This is a genomic window from Streptomyces sp. NBC_00158 (assembly GCF_045160885.1).
In the GTDB taxonomy this organism is placed as follows: Bacteria; Actinomycetota; Actinomycetes; order Streptomycetales; family Streptomycetaceae; genus Streptomyces.
In genome coordinates this window covers 1,211,432-1,228,619 of sequence record NZ_CP108161.1, presented here as the reverse complement: position 1 = coordinate 1,228,619, position 17,188 = coordinate 1,211,432, and the positions used below count along the sequence as shown (strand labels likewise).

Below are 17,188 nucleotides of genomic sequence, written 5' to 3'. Positions count from 1 at the left end.
CGGCGGGAACCGTACGGTCAGACGATGCCCTCCGCGATGTCCGCCTGCTCGCGCGCGTTGCCGTAGGCGGACGGGGTGCCGTACGAGCGCCGGGCGGCGTACCACCACGCGCTGGCGAGGACCAGTACGACCGCCAGGGCGATCACCGCGTAGTTCATCGAGTCGATCGTCACCGGGGACTTCTGCGGCAGGCAGAACAGCACGGTGACCAGCGCCACCCAGACGACCGCGGTCCAGCCGACCGGCTTCCCCCAGCGGCCGAGGCTCCACGGGCCGGGCCGGAACCGGTCGCCGGCCCGCAGCCGCAGGTAGATCGGGATGGCGTAGGCCGGGGTGATGCCGATGACGTTGATGGCGGTCACCGCCCCGTACGCGGTGGCGGACCACAGCGAGGGCAGCGCGAGGACGCCGGCGGCCGCGACCGAGAGCCACACGGCCGGGACGGGGGTCTGGGTCCGGCCGCTGACCTTGCGCCACAGCGAGGAACCCGGGAGCGCGTTGTCCCGGCTGAAGGCGAAGACCATCCGGCTCGCGGCGGCCACCTCGGCGTTGCCGCAGAAGATCTGCGCGACGATCACGACGAGCAGCAGGGCGGTGGCACCGCCGGAACCGAGGGCGTCGAGGAAGATCTGCGCGGGCGGCACGCCGGTGGCGCTGCCCTGGACGGCCGCGTAGTCCTGGATGGCGAAGGTGAGGCCGGCGAGCAGGGCGAACCCGGCGAGCCAGGAGACCCAGATGGCCCGGACGATCCCCTTGGCGGCGGAAACGGAGGCGTTGGAGGTCTCCTCCGAGAGGTGCGCGGAGGCGTCGTAGCCGGAGAAGGTGTACTGCGCGAGCAGCAGGCCGATCGCCGCCACGTAGAACGGGTTGGCCCAGCCGGTGTCGTTGACGAACTCGGTGAAGACGAACGAGACCGACTGGTGGCGGTCGGGTACGAAGGCCAGGGCGCCGACGATCGCGGCGACGCCGGCCAGGTGCCACCAGACGCTGATGGAGTTGAGCACGCTGACGAGGCGGACGCCGAAGAGGTTGAGGACGGCGTGCAGCAGCAGGATGGCCAGGAAGATGAGGAAGGTCGAGCCCGGGGTGGGCACGAAGCCGAACTGGAGGTTCAGGAAGGCGCCGGTGAACAGGGCGGCGCCGTAGTCGATGCCGGCGATGGCGCCGAGCAGACCGAGCAGGTTGAGCCAGCCCGTGTACCAGCCCCAGCGGCGTCCGCCGAGCCGGTCGGCCATGTAGTACAGCGCGCCGGAGGTGGGGTAGGCGCTGGTCACCTCGGCCAGGGCGAGCCCCACGCACAGGACGAAGAGGCCGACGCCGGCCCAGCCCCACATCATCACGGCCGGGCCGCCGGTGCCGAGGCCGAAGCCGTACAGGGTCATGCAGCCGGACAGCACGGATATGACCGAGAAGCTGATGGCGAAGTTGCCGAAGCCGCCCATCCGGCGGGCGAGGACGGGCTGGTAGCCGAGCTCTCTGAGCCGTTCCTCCTCGTCCTGGTGGGGCGGGGCCTTGTGGTCCGGGCGGGCTGCCGGCGTGGTGCGCGACACGGGGGTACCTCCGAGGGGGGTTGGAGCGGGGGACGGGGGAGACGGAGCGGGGGACGGGGAAACGGAGCGGGGGACGGGGAAACGGAGCGGAGGAGCGTGGAACCGGGGACGGGCGGGGCGAGGAGGACGGGGGTCAGTCCCGGTCGGCCAGGCTGCGGGACCTGGCGCGCAGGAACACCTCCTCGGCGAGTGCCGGGTCGGCGGGGTCGAGGGTCCGGTGCGCCCAGGGCAGGGTGGTCCAGTAGCCGCCCATCGCGTCGAAGACCCGGGCCGCCGCCTCGAACCGGTGGGCGCCCCACAGGGCGTGGGCGAGGTGGTTCAGGTCGAGCGGGGAGGCGAGCGCCGGCTCGGCGTACGGGAACCAGGCGTCCAGGGCGTGGGCGGCGTCGCGGATGGCGTCCTCGGCGACCCAGTGCAGGTCGAGGGCCCGTTCCCGGCCGCCCTCGCGGCGGTAGCGCTCGACGTGGACGTAGAGCGGCAGGAGGTGGACGGCGGACCCGGGCGGGGCGGCGGCGACGGCCCAGCGGGCGAAGTTGACGGCCTCGGAGCGCGGCCTGGGGCCGGGCGCGCCCGCGTACACGAACTGGAGCATCCGGTGGTAGGCCTCGCGGTTGTGCGGGTCCCGCTCGTCGGCCTGCGCGAGGATGCCCCACGGCCCGGGCGGCAGCATCGGGCCGGGCGGCGGCATCCGGTGCTCGTCCATCCGGCGGTCCTCGTCGAGGAGGGCCAGGGCCAGCAGGCAGACCCAGGGCACCGGGTCGGCGGGGCTGAGACCGGCCGTGGTCCGGCAGGACCGCCAGGCCTCGTGCCACAGCTCCTGCGTACGGGAGTGGCCCGCGCGGTGGGCGCGGACGGCACGCTCGACGGCGACCCGGGTGTGCATCACCGTCGCCGCCATGCTGGTCGGCTGCTCGGTCCGCCAGGCCTGGACCACGTCGGAGCCGGCCGCGACGGCGGCGAGGACCTGGGTGCGCTGGGTCCACAGCCCCCAGCCGTCCGTGCGCTCCAGCAGCCGCGCCATCGACAGCCAGCGGCCGGTGCGCAGGTCCTGGACGGCGGTGCGCAGGTCGTTGTCGAGGCCGGCGGGGTGGTAGACGGGCCGGAAATCGCCGCCGGCCATCACCCCGTCCCGGGCGAGGTGCGGCCGGAACCGGCTCGTACTGCGGTCATCGTGGTCATCGGTCCTCGGATCGCATGGAGGGACGGTCGGTCCGTCTGGCGTCCGATCGCCGCACCGCGCGGGGTCGGGCCAGCACCAGGGATGCGTGAACCATGCGCGAACTGTTCGGCGGACCCCCGCAGTCGAGCCACGGGCGGCGCCGTTACCGCCCGTTGATCGGCGATCACTATAGAGCGGGTGCGGCGGATCTCACCCGGAAACTTTTTCGATCGCAAGTTTCAAGCCACTCAGGGGATGTGATTGTCCGTCAGTCAAGAGGGCGGCGGACATGGAAGGATCTTGACGGACGTCCCGTGCTGGTGGAGGCTTCCGACCGGCGGACGACCCGCGGACGTGACCGGCGACCCGTCGGCGCGCGCAGGGGACGCAGCAGGGGACGGAACGGAGTGGTGAGTGGTGAAGGCGGGCGGCCCGGTCCTCGCAGTGGACCAAGGCACCTCGGGAACCAAGGCCCTCGTCCTGTGCCCGGACCGCGGGATCATCGGCTCGGCCTCCGCCCCCGTACGCCCCCGCCACCTGCCGGACGGCCGCGTGGAGGTGGACCCGGCCCAGCTGCTGGACTCCGTCGTCGACGCCGGACGCGCCGCGCTGGCCGCGGCCGGTGAACCCGTGGCGGCCGTCGGCCTGGCCAACCAGGGCGAGACCGTACTCGCCTGGGATCCGGTCAGCGGCGAGCCGCTGACCGACGCCATCGTCTGGCAGGACCGGCGCGCGGCCGACCTGTGCACCGAACTCGCCCCGCACGCCGAACTGTTGCGGGAGCGCACCGGACTGCCCCTCGACCCGTACTTCGCCGCCCCCAAGATGGCCTGGATACGCCGCCACCTGACCCGGCGGGGCGTGGTGACGACCAGCGACGCGTGGCTCGTGCACCGCCTCACCGGCGAGTTCGTCACCGACGCCGCGACCGCCGGCCGCACCCAGCTCCTCGACCTCGACACCGTCGGCTGGTCCGAGGAAGCCCTCGGGGCCTTCGGCCTCACGGGCGAGCCGCTGCCGCGGATCGTCGACGCGGACGCCCGCGTCGGCACCACCACCGCCTTCGGCCCCGAACTGCCGCTGACCGGGCTGCTCGTCGACCAGCAGGCCGCCCTGCTCGCCCAGAGCGTCACCACCCCCGGCACCGCCAAGTGCACCTACGGCACCGGCGCGTTCCTGCTGGCCCAGACCGGGCCCCGGCCGCGCCGCAGCACCACCGGACTCGTCGGTTGCGTGGCCTGGCGGATCGGCGGCCGCACCAGCTACTGCCTCGACGGCCAGGTGTACACGGCCGCCTCCGCCGTCCGCTGGCTCACCGACCTCGGCGTCATCTCCGGCGCCGAGGACATCGACACCGTCGGCGCCGGCGTCCCGGACTCCGGCGGCGTCACCTTCGTCCCCGCCCTCGCCGGCCTCGCCGCCCCCTGGTGGCGGGGCGACCTGCGGGGCTCCGTCACCGGCCTCGGACTCGGCACCACCGCCGGACACCTGGTGCACGCCCTGTGCGACGGCATCGCCGCCCAGGTCGCCGAGCTCGCCGACGCGGCCGCCGCCGACCTGGGCACCCCGCTCACCGCCCTCCGCGTCGACGGCGGGCTCACCCGGTCCGCCCTGCTCATGCAGGCCCAGGCCGACCTGCTCCGGATCCCGGTCGAGGTGTCGGCACTGCCGGACGCCACCGCCCTCGGCGTCGGCGCGGTCGCCCGCCTCGGCCTCGACCCCTCCCTCACGGTCCGCGAGGCCGTCCCGGAGTGGAAGCCGTCCGCCGTCTACGAGCCCAGGGCCGGCGCCGACGAAGCCGCCGAACGCCGCGCCCGCTTCCGCACGGCGGTCGCCGCCCTGCTCGACGCCCCCGCGTGAGCGTCACCACCCGCGGCACCCTGCCCGGCGACGCGTACGACGTCACGGTCATCGGCGCCGGCGTCGTCGGCTCGGCCGTCGCCCGCGAACTGGCCCGGCTCCCGCTGCGGATCGCCCTGCTCGACGCCTCCGACGACGTCGGCGACGGCACCTCCAAGGCCAACACCGCCATCCTGCACACCGGCTTCGACGCCGTACCCGGCTCCCTGGAGTCCCGGCTGGTCCGCGACGGCAGCCGCCGGCTCGCCGCGTACGCCGCCGAGACCGGAATCCCGGTGGAACCGCTCGGGGCGCTCCTCGTGGCCTGGGACGCGGAACAGCTTGCCGCGCTCCCCGGACTCGCCGCCAAGGCGGAGCGCAACGGCTACCGCGACGCCCGCGTCATCCCGGCCGAGGAGGTCCGGGCCCGCGAGCCGCACCTCGGCCCCGGGGTGCTCGGGGCCCTCGACGTACCCGGCGAATCCGTCATCTGCCCCTGGACGACGACCCTCGCGTACGCCACGCAGGCCGTCCGCGCGGGAGTCGACCTGCACCTCGACTGCCGGGTCACGTCCGTCACTTCCGGGGACCCGCACCTGCTGACCACCGGGCGCGGACAGCTGCGCACCCGCCACCTGGTCAACGCGGCCGGCCTGCACGCCGACGGGATCGACCGGCTGCTCGGCCACGCAGACTTCACGGTGACGCCCCGGCGCGGCCAGCTGATCGTCTTCGACGATCTCGCACGGGACCTCGTACGCCACGTCCTGCTGCCGGTGCCGACCGCGCTCGGCAAGGGGGTCCTGGTCACGCCGACCGTCCACGGCAAGGTCATGCTGGGTCCCACCGCCGAGGACCTCGACGACAAGACCGCCACCGGATCGACCGCCGAAGGCCTCGCCCTGCTGCGGGAGAAGGGCCGGCACATCCTGCCCGCCCTCCTCGACGAGGAGGTCACCGCCGTGTACGCGGGCCTGCGGGCCGCCACCGGCTCCGAGGACTACGCGATCCACGCCCACCCCGCGCAGCGGTACGTCACCGTGGGCGGCATCCGCTCGACGGGACTGACGGCCTCCATGGCGATCGCGTCCCACGTGGTCGGCCTCCTGGCCGAGGGCGGCCTGCCCGTGACCGGCCCCCGGGACCTCGAACCGCTCCGCATGCCGAACCTGGGCGAGGCGTTCCCCCGCCCCTACCGCGACGCGGAACTGATCGCGGCGGACCCCGAGTACGGCCGGATCGTCTGCCACTGCGAACGCGTCACCCGCGGGGAGATCCGCGACGCGCTCGCCTCGACGGTCCCGCCCGGCTCGCTCGACGGCCTCCGACGGCGCACCCGCGCCCGGGCCGGCCGCTGCCAGGGCTTCCACTGCGGGGCCGCGGTACGAGCCCTGTTCGAGTCGAAGGAGCCCCGACGGTGAGCCGTACGGACCGGCTGGTCGACGTACTCGTCATCGGGGCGGGCCCCGCCGGACTCGCCCTCGCCGCCCGCGCGGCCCGTGCGGGCAGCGGCCGGGTCGAGGTCCTCGAACGCGACGAGCAGCCGGGCGGCGTCCCCCGCCACTGCCACCACGGCGGCTTCGGCCGGGTGTCAGGACCCGAGTACGCACGGCGCGCGGTGGCGGCGGCGCTCGACGCCGGAGCCGCGCTCCGCACCGGGGTCACCGCCACGGGCTGGGCGGGACCGCTGACCCTGGAGACCACCAGCCCCGCCGGGCTGGAACGGATCACCGCCCGGGCCGTCGTCCTCGCCACCGGCGCCCGCGAACGCCCCCGCAGCGCCCGCCTGGTCCCGGGCACCCGCCCGGCCGGCGTCTACACCACCGGCGAACTCCAGCAGTCGGTCCACCTGTACGCCCAACCCGTCGGCCGCCGGGCCGTACTGGTCGGAGCCGAACCGGTGACCCGCCACGCGGCCCGCACCCTGCGCCGCGCGGGCACCCGGGCCGTGGCGATGCTCACGGAACACCCCCGCGGCACCTCCCTCCCCGGAGTCCCCCTCCTCACCCGGACCACCGTCACCGCCCTGCACGGCCGGGGCCGGCTCACGGGCGTCGCCGTACGCCACCGGGACGGCCGGTCCGGGGTCATCGCCTGCGACACCGTCGTCTTCACCGGCGACTGGATCCCCGACCACGAACTCGCCCGCCGCGGCGGCATCACCCTGGACCCCGGCACCCGGGGCCCCTGCGTGGACCCCTCGTTCCGCACCACCACCCCCGGGGTCTTCGCCGTCGGCAACGCCCTCCACGGCATCGAGCCCGCCGCCACCGCCACGGCCGAGGGCACCGCAGCCGCCCCCGCCGTCCTCGCCCACCTCGCCGGCACCCCCTGGCCCACCCCGGGCCCCCGGCTCCTGGTCCGCCCCCCACTCGCCTGGACCACCCCGAACCACCTCCCCACCCCGTCCGCCCACCCCCTCCTCCTCCGCTCCCACGAGCCGTTGACGGCCCCCCTGATCCGAGCCCACCAGGACACCCGCCCCCTCTGGCACCACCGCTTCCCGACCCACCTCCCCCCGCACCGCTCCCTCCGCCTCCCGCCGCACTGGACGACCCGGGTGGACCCGCACGGCGGCCCGGTGGTGCTGACGATCGCCTGAAGCGCATACGGGACACCGCTAAACTCCGGCCATGGAGACCCGGGTCGGGGAGTGGCTGGTCGACGAATCCAAGCCGCTGGGCAGCGGGCAGTCCGCGCGGGTCCTGCGGGCCCGACGGGTCAGACAGCAGATGGACGGCATCGTCGAGCACCGGGCGGTGAAGATCTACCACGCCCGGGGGAGCGCCGATCAGCGACGTCGCGCGCTGGAAGAGATCCGGGTACAGGAGCAACTGCTGGGATGCCCCCACGCGGTGGCGTACGTGGACGCGTTCGTCGCCGAGGACGGGCCGTACGGCGGCTGCCTGGTGCAGGTCATGGAACTGGGGGACCGCTCGCTCAACCAGCATCTCGACGCCGGGGGCCCGCTCGCTCCCGGCGGAGCGGCAGCCGTCCTGGCCGGAGTGGCCTGGGCCCTGGAGGACGTACACCGCCGCGGCCTCGTCCACGCGGACGTCAAGCCGGGCAACATCGTGCGCTGCCGGGGCCTGTGGAAGATCGCCGACTTCAACGTGACCTCCGTGCTGCGCGAGACCGCCGCCCTGGACCTGGGCGGGACGTACTCGTACATGTCGCCGCGACGGATGTGGTCGGCACGGGTCGGTCGGCGCGAGGTACGGCCGGTCGACGACCTGTGGGCACTCGGCATGGTCCTGGGCGAATGCCTGCTCGGTGAACTGCCCGCACGCGTCGAGCACGTGTCGGAGGAGGAAGCCCTGAGACTGGCGGACGCGGTGCTGTCCGCGCTCGCCACGACCGACACCGACCCACGGACCCTCAACCTGGTGAGGGAGCTGCTCTCGCCCGAGCCCGCGCTCCGGCCCACCGCGGGCACCGTCGCGAACCGGCTGCGTGAACTGGCGGCGGGAGCGGCTTCCGCGCCCACCCGGCCGCTCCCGCGCACGGTGTTCACGGTCACCTCGTACGGGGAGCCGCACCTGGAGGTCTTCGCCGCCGACGCCCGGGGGCTGGAACACGGCTGGACCGTCGACAAGTGGAGCGGCTGGCACCCGCTGAACGCACCCGGCCCGGGGCCGGCGCGCGCACTCGCGGCCGGCTCCCCGCAGAGCTACCGGCAGAACCTGTGGCTCCTCGACCACGAAGGACGGCTGTGGCGGCGGGGGCTCACCGTCGACCCGAAGACCTTCGCGCCGATCGAGGACTGGTCGCCCTGGTCGCACGTCCCCCTGCCCGGCCGGCTGGCGCTGACCGACATCGCATCCGCCGGCGCGCCGTGGACCGCGCACCGCCTGTACGCCGTCGACCAGGACGGAAGCGCCCACCACTGCGACCCCCAGGACTTCCGGCAGCCGCAGGCCTGGCCACCCGTCCCGGGCGCTCCCGCCGATCTCGTGGCCCTGCGTCCCGGGGTGTCCTGCGGCGCCCTGGCCGCCCTCGACCGCTCGGGCACCGTGTGGCACAGCCCGGGCCTCCGCGCCGCCCGCTGGCGCCGCCCCCTCCCCGAGGACCACCCGCCGGTACGCGCCGTCGTGCCGCTCCCGGACGAGGGCCTGGTGGTCCTCACGGAGACCCACCGCTGCCTCCTCCACCCCGGCGGCCTGGTGTCCGGCCCCTTCCCCGAACCCCCACCGGGCCACTACACGGCCCTCGGCGGCACTTCACGCCACAACGGCCACCTCGAACTCGTTCTCGGCGAGGACGGCGGGCGGCTCGTGCACACCTGGGCCGAGCGGGACACCACCGGACGCTGGCAGTGGGACACCCGCTGGTGGGACCTACGGGAACCCCTCCACCCCTGAGCCGTCAGCGGCAGAGGCCCACGACCGTTTCGTCGACCCGGATCGCGGGCGACGACGCCGGACTCCGGTCAAGTGGACGACCGGCTCGGGTCGCCGTAGCCGGTGAATCCCGGGGCCACCAGGCCGGACTCGTACGCGATCACCACCGCGTGGGTCCGGTTGTGCGCGCCGAGCTTGGTCAGGACGTTCCCGACGTGCGTCTTCACCGTCTCCAGGCTCAGCGTGAGCGCCTTCGCGATCTCCGGGTTGGACCGGCCGGTGGCCATCAGCCGCAGCACCTCCTCCTCGCGGCCCGTCAGCGCCGCGTTCGGCAGTGCCTCGACGGAGCCCCGAGGGCGGGCGGCGACCATCCGGCGCAGTGCCGCCGGGAAGAGGATCGCCTCCCCGGCCGCCACCACCCGCACGGCTTCCGCGATCTGCCGGACCGGAAGCCGCTTGAGCACGAACCCGCTGGCCCCCGCGCTGAGCGCGGTGGTGACGTAGTCGTCGTTCTCGAAGGTGGTGATCACCACGACCTTCGGCGGCCGGGCCGACTCGGCCAGCAACTGCCGGGTGGCCTCGATCCCGTTGCGGCGCGGCATCCGCACGTCCATGAGGACCACGTCCGGCCGGAGCTGCCGCGCCCGCTCCACCGCCTCGACGCCGTCGGCGGCCTCGCCGACCACCGCGATCCCCGGCTGAGCCGCGAGGAGCACGCGCAGACCGCTGCGGGTCACCTCGTCGTCGTCCGCGATCAGGAGGGTGAGGGGGGTGCCGGTAGCGGCGGGGCGGACGGCGTGGGCCTCGCTCGTCTCAGAGCCGATCATGCCGACAACCGTACCGGCAGCCGGACCGCCAGCCGCCAGTGCTGCGGCCCGTCCGGGCCGGCCTCGAACTCGCCGTGCAGCAACCGTACGCGCTCGGCCAGCCCGGGCAGGCCGTGGCCGGACGTCGGGAAGGTACCCGTACCCGTGCTCGTACCGGTCCGGTTGACCACACCGAGCTCCAGCCCGTCCGGCGTGGCCGCCACCCGGACCTCTATCGGGCCGCCCGCCCCGTGCCGCAACGCGTTCGTCAACCCCTCCTGCAGGATCCGGTACGCCGCCCGGGAGAGCGTCCCCTGTATCTGCGCAGGCTCGCCCGTCAGCTCCGGCTCCACCACCGCTCCCGCGTGCCGCACCCCGTTCAGCAGCTCGGGCAGGTCGGCCAGGGTCCGGGTCGGCGCCGTCCCCGCCTCCTCCTCGCGCAACACGCCCAGCACGTAGTCCAGGTCCTCCAGCGCGGCCCGGGCCGACTCCTCGATGCTGCTCAGGGCGGCCCGCGCCGCCACCGGGTCGGCGGTGAGCAGCTCGCCCGCCACCGCCGCCTGGATCGTGGCCGCCGTCAACGTGTGCCCGATCGAGTCGTGCAACTCGTGGGCGAGCCGGTTCCGTTCGGCCAGCACCCGCTCCCGCTCGGCCGCGAGCGCGAGCCGCTCGGCCGACGACGGCCCCAGCAGCCGTGGGGCCAGCCACCGCAGGGCGTTCGTCACGACCACGCACACCACCGCCGCCAGCAGCACGCAGCCGAGCGCGAGCACCCAGCTGGGCCAGCCGCCGTTCACCCGCACCTCCCGGCCGGGCAGATCCAGCCCCGCCCAGACACCGGTCCAACCCCCCGGCAGAGCCAGGCCCGCGAAGAGCAGCGCGCCGCTGACCAGACCGCCCGTCCACCCCAGCGCCACGTGCAGGAGCAGCCAGACCGGCGTCTGCCAGCGGTCGGCGCCGGGCGGACTCGCGGGCCGGGGAGCCGCCGCGGGATCCGGCAACCTCACCCCCAGCAGCCGGCGGGCGGACACGATCAACGCCCGCCGCGCAGGGCGGGCCAGCCCCACCGCGCCGACCAGTGCTGCCCAGACCAGCAGGACCAGGGCGATCCGCGCTCCCTGCGGAGCGGGGTGCCACGCCAGCGCCGGCAGCAGGGCGAAAGGCAGCAGCGGAAGGCTCGCCAGCGCGCCCCCATAGGCGAACAGCATGCCCGAATACGTGGAGCCGCACAGAAACGGCCGCATTGCCCTGATCACGCTGGCCAGTATGACCCGGTGTCCCACCAGCGCCCTCCCCCGATCGAGGGAGCACTTCTTCCCCTTCTTCCGCGATGCGCACCCAAGCCCCCCGAACCCATGATCGTGTCCCGCACAGCCGACGAGAGGACCGCCGATGAACACGCAAGGAACCGAGACCCCGCCGCAGCACACGGCACACAGGAACGGCCTGGCGCTGGCCGCCATGGTGCTCGGGGTCATCGGCTGGATCACCTCGATCGTCTTCATCGGCGGCCTGCTCGGTGTCATAGGCCTGATCCTGGGCGTCGCCGCCCTGCGGAAGGCCAAACGGACCGGCACCGGCCGGGGCATGTCCCTCACCGGCCTGGTGACGTCGTGCCTCGCGATCGCGGTGTCCATCCTGGTCACCCTCTTCATGACCTGGTACGCCAACGAGACGCAGGAGTGCTACGACCCCGGCAGCTTCCGCCAGTACCGCCAGTGCGTCCACCAACAACTCACCGGCCACTGACCGGCCGCCCCTCACCGGGCAACCGGCCGCCCACGCGCCTGAGGCCCACGTCCTCCGCGAGGGCCCGTGCACTGGTCTCTCAGAGCCAGTCCCTCCGCTTGAAGATCACGTACAAGCTGACGCAGACCATCCCCATCAAGCCGATCGCGAAGGGATACCCGAAACTCCAACTCAACTCGGGCATGGTCTCGAAGTTCATGCCGTAGATCGTCCCGACCAGGGTGGGTGCAAACAGGATGGCGGCCCACGAGGAGATCTTCTTGATCTCCTCGTTCTGTTCGAAGCCGGCTTCCGCCAACGCGCGCATTTCGGCGTTCTGTTGTTGGGAGACCAGGGTGGCGTTCACCGTGAGGATGTCGGTGAGGGCCTGGCGGAAGCCGTCTACGCGTTCGCTGGTGTGGGTCACGTGGTCGGCCACGTCGCGGAGGTAGCGCTGGAGTTCCTCGTCCGTGCCGTACTTGGCGAAGCCCGCCATCAGGCCGTGGAGCATGCCGACCAGGGGGCGGGTCGCGCGTTGGAACTCGACCATTTCACGGGAGAGTTCGTAGATGCGGCGCGAGACCTCCGGGTCGCCGCGGAAGACCTCCGTCTCGATCTCGTCCATGTCCGTCTGGACCCCCGCCACGACCGGGGCGTAGCCGTCCACCACCGCGTCGAGGATCGCGTACAGGACGGCCTCGGGGCCGAGGGAGAGGAGGTCCGGGGTCTCCTCCATGCGGCGGCGGACGGTGGTGAGGTCCGGGGCGGCTCCGTGGCGGACCGTGATCAGGAAGTCCGGGCCGACGAAGATGTGGAGCTCGCCGAAGTCCACCTCCTCCAGGGCGTCCAGGTAGCGGGCCGCGCGCAGGACCACGAAGAGGGTGTCGCCGTAGCGCTCCAGCTTGGGGCGCTGGTGGGCCTCCAGGGCGTCTTCGATGGAGAGCGGGTGGAGATTGAATTCGGCTGCCAGGGAGTGGAGTTGGGACTCCGTGGGGCGGTGGAGGCCGATCCAGGCCATGCCCTCCGGCTGCTCGCGCAGCAGGCGGAAGGTGTCCGCCAGGGTGGTGGGGGAGGCGACCCGGCGGCCGTCGCGGTAGACGGCGGAGTCGATCACGCTCTCGCGGTCCGGGGGTGCCGGGCTGGGGGCCGCCGACGGGGGAGTGGCGGCGGGGCCGGGTGGGCGGAGCCAGCCCGAGCGCCGCGAAGGCGAGGAGGGGCGGCGGTTCGGTCGCTCCGACGACATCGCGGTCAGCCTCCGGGTGGGGTGGGGTGGGGGAGGTGGTGTGGATTTAGGACAGGGGGTGTCCGCTAGTGGGGATAGGTTGGCGGTATGGCCTCCACGACGCATCCCGTACTCGGCACCCGTGCTCTGAACCGTGCCACGCTCGCCCGCCAGCTGCTGCTGAGCCGCGCCGAGATGTCCCCGGAGGACGCCGTCGCGCACCTGCTCGGGCTCCAGGCGCAGAACGTGAAGCCCCCGTACTTCCAGCTGCACGCCCGGCTCGCCGGATTCGGGCCGGAGGCATTGGGCCGGCTGATGGAGGAGCGGAAGGTGGTGCGGATGGTGACCATGCGGTCCACCATCCATACTCACACCGTCCGCGACGCGCTCGTCCTGCGGCCGCTCGTGCAGGGCGCCCGGGACCGGGAGGTGAACTACTTCCGCAAGGGGCTCGTGGGAGTGGACCTGGAGCGGCTCGCCTGCCGGGCCCGGGCCTTCGTCGAGGCCGAGCCGCGCACCATGGGGGAGATCCGCGAGGAACTGCTGCGGGAGTGGCCGGCCGCCGACCCGCAGTCGCTGGCCGTCGCCGCCCGCTGCCTGCTGCCGCTCGTGCAGGTCACCCCGCGCGGGGTGTGGGGCCGGAGCGGGCAGGTGCGGCTGACGACCGTGGAGTGCTGGGTGGGCGATGCCGCCGGACGGGTGGAGGAGGAGGGGATCGACGACGTCGTGCTGCGCTACCTCGGTGCCTTCGGGCCCGCCTCCGTCAAGGACATGCAGACCTGGGCCGGGCTCACCCGGCTGCGCGAGGCCTTCGAGCGGCTCCGCCCGCGGCTGCTCACCTTCCGCGACGAGAACGGCGTCGAGCTCTTCGACCTCCCCGACGCGCCGCGCCCCGACGCCGACACGCCGGCGCCGCCCCGCTTCCTCCCCGAGTTCGACAACCTGCTGCTGTCGCACGCCGACCGCTCCCGCGTGGTCCCGCCGGAGATCAAGGGCCGCAGCTGGACCGGGAACCAGGCCCACTGCACCCTCCTCGTCGACGGATTCCTCGCCGGTCTCTGGCGGATGGACGACGCCGGCGGCACCGGTGGCACCGGCGCACGGCCCCGGCTGACCGTCGAGCTCTTCGGTACGCAGACACCGGCGCGGAAGGACGAGATCGCCGCCGAGGGCGAAGCCCTGCTCGCCGCGATGGGCGGCGCGCCCGGAGACGTGCGCTTCGGGTCAATCCACGGCTGACGCCGCCCTGGTGGAGGCCCCGCCCGGCGCGGCACGATGCCTCTCATGACGGAGAACAGCGCCACCGAAAGCTTCCAGGCCGCGCGGGACTTCCTGCTCGAACACCGCGGGAAGTACGACGCCGCCCACGCCGGCTTCACCTGGCCCCGCCCCGAGCGCTTCAACTGGGCCCTCGACTGGTTCGACCACATCGCCACCGGGAACGGCGCCGACGCCCTGCGCATCGTCGAGGAGGACGGGGCCACTCGTTCCGTCTCCTTCGGTGAGATGGCGAACCGATCGGACTCCGCCGCCAACTGGCTGCGCGCCCAGGGCGTCGCCGCCGGCGACCGGATCCTCGTCATGCTCGGCAACCAGAGAGAGCTGTGGGAGGTGATGCTCGGCGCCATGAAGCTGCGCGCCGTCGTCATCCCCGCCACCCCGCTGCTCGGCCCCGCCGACCTGCGCGACCGCGTCGACCGCGGCCACGTACGCCACGTCATCGCGCGCGCCGAGGACACCCAGAAGTTCGACGAGGTCCCCGGCACCTACACCCGCATCGCCGCCGGCACCGAGGTCCCCACCGGCTGGCGGCGGCTGGAGGACATGTACGCGACCGACTGCAACTTCACCCCGGACGGCATCACCCTCGCCACCGACCCCCTGATGCTCTACTTCACCTCGGGCACCACCGCCAGCCCCAAGCTCGTCGAGCACACGCACGCCTCGTACCCCATCGGGCACCTCTCCACCATGTACTGGCTCGGGCTGCGCCCCGGCGACGTCCACCTCAACATCGCCTCGCCCGGCTGGGCCAAGCACGCCTGGTCCAACCTCTTCGCCCCCTGGAACGCCGGCGCGACCGTCTTCGTCCACAACTACGCCCGCTTCGACGCCGAGCGCCTCATGGCCGAGATGGACCGCGGCGGCGTCACCACCTTCTGCGCCCCGCCCACCGTCTGGCGGATGCTGATCCAGTCCGACCTCACCAAGCTGCGCAGGCCCCCGCGCGAGGCCGTCGCCGCCGGCGAGCCGCTGAACCCCGAGGTCATCGAGCGGGTGCGGGACGCCTGGGGCATCACCATCCGCGACGGCTTCGGCCAGACCGAGACCACCCTCCAGGTGGGGAACTTCCCCGGAGCCGAGGTCAAGCCCGGGTCCATGGGCCGCCCCGCGCCCGGGTACGAGATCGTCCTGCTGGACGCCGTCACCGGCAAGGAGTCCCCCGTCGAGGGAGAGCTGTGCGTGGACCTGCGCCACGCCCCCGCCGGCGTCATGACCGGCTACCGCGACGACCCCGAGCGCACCGCCGAGGCCATGGCGGACGGGCTCTACCGCACCGGCGACATCGCCTCCCGCGACGCCGACGGGTACCTCACCTACGTGGGCCGGGCCGACGACGTCTTCAAGGCCTCCGACTACAAGATCAGCCCCTTCGAGCTGGAGAGCGCCCTCCTGGAGCACGAGGCCGTGGCCGAGGCGGCCGTCGTCCCGGCCCCCGACGAGCTGCGCCTGGCGGTGCCGAAGGCGTACATCACCCTCGCCGCCGGCTGGGAGCCCGGGAAGGAGACCGCCCGGGCGCTCTTCGAGCACTCCCGGGCGGTCCTCTCCCCGTACAAGCGGATCCGGCGCATCGAGTTCGCCGAGCTCCCCAAGACCGTCTCCGGCAAGATCCGCCGGGTCGAGCTCAGGGAGCTCACCGCGGCCGGCTCGGCGGGGGAGTACGACGAGGCCGACCTGGGCTAGGGACGGCGTACGGGCGTCAGGGCCTGCGCGCCTACGGGCGTCAGCGCCTGCGGCCCGCCGCCGGGCGCGGCGGCGTACGGGCCTCAGCCCGGCAGCTGCGCCTCGATCGCGGCGATGACCTCGGGGGCCTCGGGCTCGGTGCGCGGGCGGAAGCGCGCGACGACCTCGCCGGCGGGGGAGATCAGGAACTTCTCGAAGTTCCACTGGATGTCCCCCGCCTCACCCTCGGCGTCCGGGGTCTTCACCAGCTCCTGGTACAGCGGGTGCCGGTTCTCACCGTTCACCTCGGACTTCTCCAGCATCGGGAAGGTCACGCCGAAGCCGGCCGCGCAGAAGGTCTGGATGTCCTCCGCGTTGCCCGGCTCCTGCCCGCCGAACTGGTTGCAGGGCACACCGATGACGGTGAAGCCCTTCTCCTCGTACTTGAACTGCAGCCGGGCCAGTCCCGAGTACTGGGGGGTGAGCCCGCACTGGGAGGCGGTGTTCACCAGCAGGATGGCCTTGCCCCGGTGGGCCGCCAGGCTGGTGGGCTCGTCGTCCAGGGTCGTCAGCGGGATGTCGTACAGGCTCATCGGGCTCTCCTCGGCGGGAAGGGGCGTCGGGGCGGTGGTGTTCGGGACGCCCAAGACGCTGATCCAAAGAAGTTGATACGCATATCAACAGCCTCCGAGCCTAGGCCCCCATTCCCACCAGCCGGTCCGCCGGGTCGTTGACCGGCTGCGGCATGCCCGTCAGGTCCATCACGAACAGCGGTATCCCCAGGTCGTCCGCCCGGCCCCGGGCCTCCTCCGTGTACCCGGCCAGCGAGAAGTAGACGCTGGTCGCCGAGGCCGTCAGCCCGTTCAGCCACACGCACTCCACCGCCCGCAGCCCGGCCGGAGCCGTGGTCGGGTCCACCTGCGCCACCACCCCGGGAGCCCGCAGGTCCACCACCGCCGAGGGGATCGGCACCGCGTCGGGCTGGCGCACGTCCTGGAAGCCGAGCCAGCGCAGGTACAGCGCGGCCGTGACCACCGCGTCCCGGGCGGTACGGATGGTCACGGGCCGGAACGCCGGCCGTGACATCGGCGGCCGGGACGCCGCGGAATGCTTGGCCGCCGGGCCCGTACCCGGCCCCGCGCCGGCCGCGCCGGGGCCGCCGCCCGCGCAGCCCTCGCCGGGGCCGCCGCCCTTGCCGCCCGTGTCGTGGCCGGATTCCGTCCCTGCCGGGTCCTGCCGTACGCCGTCCCGTACGCCGTCCCGCGCGCCCGCGGCCCCGGCGGGCCCGGTGCTCCCGCTGTGCCCGGGCGGCTGCTCCACCGGATGCACGGGTACGCGTACGACCATCCCGCAGGAGCCGCAGCCCACCTCCGGGTGCGGCCACTCGCTCTCCCGACCGCAGGACCCGCAGCGCACCGTCACCCAGGCCTCCGACCAGTTGCGGTGCGTGAGGGGGACGGGCGGTGCGGCCAGGTCCAGCGGCGGCGCGACCGGGCTCCCGCAGGCGCAGGGGTAGACCGGGACGCTGTAGCCGTTCTCGCGCCGGCACGAAGGACAGCGCACCGGTACCGCTTCCGCCATGACCTGGACCCCCTCCGTCG

The 17,188-nt window shown here is 73.7% G+C and carries 14 protein-coding genes; 7 read left to right on the top strand and 7 right to left on the bottom strand.

The genetic code is table 11. The features are described from left to right. Positions 1–17 precede the first annotated feature (17 nt). Entirely contained in the window at positions 18–1,442 is a 1,425-nt protein-coding gene (locus OG553_RS05600) for an amino acid permease (RefSeq protein ID WP_405982967.1), read from the bottom strand. 241 nt (positions 1,443–1,683) lie between these two features. Continuing rightward, positions 1,684–2,670, bottom strand: coding sequence for a hypothetical protein (locus tag OG553_RS05595; RefSeq protein ID WP_405977907.1), 987 nt, complete (start codon positions 2,668–2,670; stop codon positions 1,684–1,686). A 453-nt stretch (positions 2,671–3,123) separates the two neighbouring features. Between OG553_RS05595 and OG553_RS05590 the strand changes: the two genes are divergently transcribed. The 4 genes from OG553_RS05590 to OG553_RS05575 are packed head-to-tail and all read left to right on the top strand — an operon-like array spanning position 3,124 to position 8,909. Further along, entirely contained in the window at positions 3,124–4,569 is a 1,446-nt protein-coding gene (locus OG553_RS05590; RefSeq protein WP_405977906.1) for an FGGY family carbohydrate kinase, read from the top strand. Continuing rightward, a complete protein-coding gene (locus tag OG553_RS05585) occupies positions 4,566–5,969 on the top strand; it encodes an FAD-dependent oxidoreductase (protein ID WP_405977905.1) in 1,404 nt (467 codons plus the stop codon). Before OG553_RS05590 ends, OG553_RS05585 begins: the two co-directional genes overlap by 4 nt. Continuing rightward, the gene (locus OG553_RS05580; RefSeq protein WP_405977904.1) at positions 5,966–7,150 is read left to right on the top strand and encodes an NAD(P)/FAD-dependent oxidoreductase; all 1,185 of its coding nucleotides are present in this window, start codon (positions 5,966–5,968) and stop codon (positions 7,148–7,150) included. Before OG553_RS05585 ends, OG553_RS05580 begins: the two co-directional genes overlap by 4 nt. A gap of 31 nt (positions 7,151–7,181) precedes the next feature. Then, a complete protein-coding gene (locus OG553_RS05575) occupies positions 7,182–8,909 on the top strand; it encodes a protein kinase domain-containing protein (RefSeq protein ID WP_405977903.1) in 1,728 nt (575 codons plus the stop codon). A 68-nt stretch (positions 8,910–8,977) separates the two neighbouring features. Here the strand turns inward: OG553_RS05575 and OG553_RS05570 are convergent, their stop codons facing one another. After that, positions 8,978–9,715, bottom strand: coding sequence for a response regulator (locus OG553_RS05570; protein WP_405977902.1), 738 nt, complete (start codon positions 9,713–9,715; stop codon positions 8,978–8,980). Then, positions 9,712–10,950 (bottom strand): sensor histidine kinase, encoded by a 1,239-nt coding sequence (locus tag OG553_RS05565; RefSeq protein ID WP_405977901.1) that lies wholly within the window; start codon positions 10,948–10,950, stop codon positions 9,712–9,714. Before OG553_RS05565 ends, OG553_RS05570 begins: the two co-directional genes overlap by 4 nt. A 136-nt stretch (positions 10,951–11,086) precedes the next feature. Here OG553_RS05565 and OG553_RS05560 point away from each other — a divergent pair, with 136 nt between their 5' ends. Next, positions 11,087–11,443, top strand: coding sequence for a DUF4190 domain-containing protein (locus OG553_RS05560; protein ID WP_405977900.1), 357 nt, complete (start codon positions 11,087–11,089; stop codon positions 11,441–11,443). A 79-nt stretch (positions 11,444–11,522) separates the two neighbouring features. Here the strand turns inward: OG553_RS05560 and OG553_RS05555 are convergent, their stop codons facing one another. Further along, entirely contained in the window at positions 11,523–12,665 is a 1,143-nt protein-coding gene (locus OG553_RS05555) for a magnesium and cobalt transport protein CorA (protein WP_405977899.1), read from the bottom strand. A gap of 87 nt (positions 12,666–12,752) precedes the next feature. On the opposite strand from OG553_RS05555, the gene OG553_RS05550 reads away from it, so the two are divergent. Then, positions 12,753–13,883, top strand: coding sequence for a winged helix DNA-binding domain-containing protein (locus OG553_RS05550; protein ID WP_405977898.1), 1,131 nt, complete (start codon positions 12,753–12,755; stop codon positions 13,881–13,883). A 45-nt stretch (positions 13,884–13,928) separates the two neighbouring features. Then, positions 13,929–15,608: an AMP-binding protein gene (locus tag OG553_RS05545; RefSeq protein ID WP_405977897.1), complete on the top strand. Its 1,680-nt coding sequence runs from the start codon at positions 13,929–13,931 to the stop codon at positions 15,606–15,608. Between the two features lie 83 nt (positions 15,609–15,691). Here OG553_RS05545 and OG553_RS05540 read toward each other — a convergent pair whose 3' ends face one another. Together OG553_RS05540 and OG553_RS05535 are read right to left on the bottom strand one after the other, a co-directional pair. Continuing rightward, a complete protein-coding gene (locus tag OG553_RS05540) occupies positions 15,692–16,180 on the bottom strand; it encodes a glutathione peroxidase (RefSeq protein WP_405977896.1) in 489 nt (162 codons plus the stop codon). A gap of 100 nt (positions 16,181–16,280) precedes the next feature. After that, entirely contained in the window at positions 16,281–17,009 is a 729-nt protein-coding gene (locus OG553_RS05535; RefSeq protein WP_405982966.1) for a hypothetical protein, read from the bottom strand. Positions 17,010–17,188 lie beyond the last annotated feature (179 nt).

Coding starts and splice junctions, on each gene's coding strand:
- OG553_RS05550 (WP_405977898.1), top strand. CDS start 12,753: ATGGCCTCCACGACGCATCCCGTACTCGGCACCCGTGCTCTGAACCGT.
- OG553_RS05540 (WP_405977896.1), bottom strand. CDS start 16,180: ATGAGCCTGTACGACATCCCGCTGACGACCCTGGACGACGAGCCCACC.
- OG553_RS05595 (WP_405977907.1), bottom strand. CDS start 2,670: ATGGCCGGCGGCGATTTCCGGCCCGTCTACCACCCCGCCGGCCTCGAC.
- OG553_RS05555 (WP_405977899.1), bottom strand. CDS start 12,665: ATGTCGTCGGAGCGACCGAACCGCCGCCCCTCCTCGCCTTCGCGGCGC.
- OG553_RS05545 (WP_405977897.1), top strand. CDS start 13,929: ATGACGGAGAACAGCGCCACCGAAAGCTTCCAGGCCGCGCGGGACTTC.
- OG553_RS05560 (WP_405977900.1), top strand. CDS start 11,087: ATGAACACGCAAGGAACCGAGACCCCGCCGCAGCACACGGCACACAGG.
- OG553_RS05600 (WP_405982967.1), bottom strand. CDS start 1,442: ATGGGCGGCTTCGGCAACTTCGCCATCAGCTTCTCGGTCATATCCGTG.
- OG553_RS05570 (WP_405977902.1), bottom strand. CDS start 9,715: ATGATCGGCTCTGAGACGAGCGAGGCCCACGCCGTCCGCCCCGCCGCT.
- OG553_RS05575 (WP_405977903.1), top strand. CDS start 7,182: ATGGAGACCCGGGTCGGGGAGTGGCTGGTCGACGAATCCAAGCCGCTG.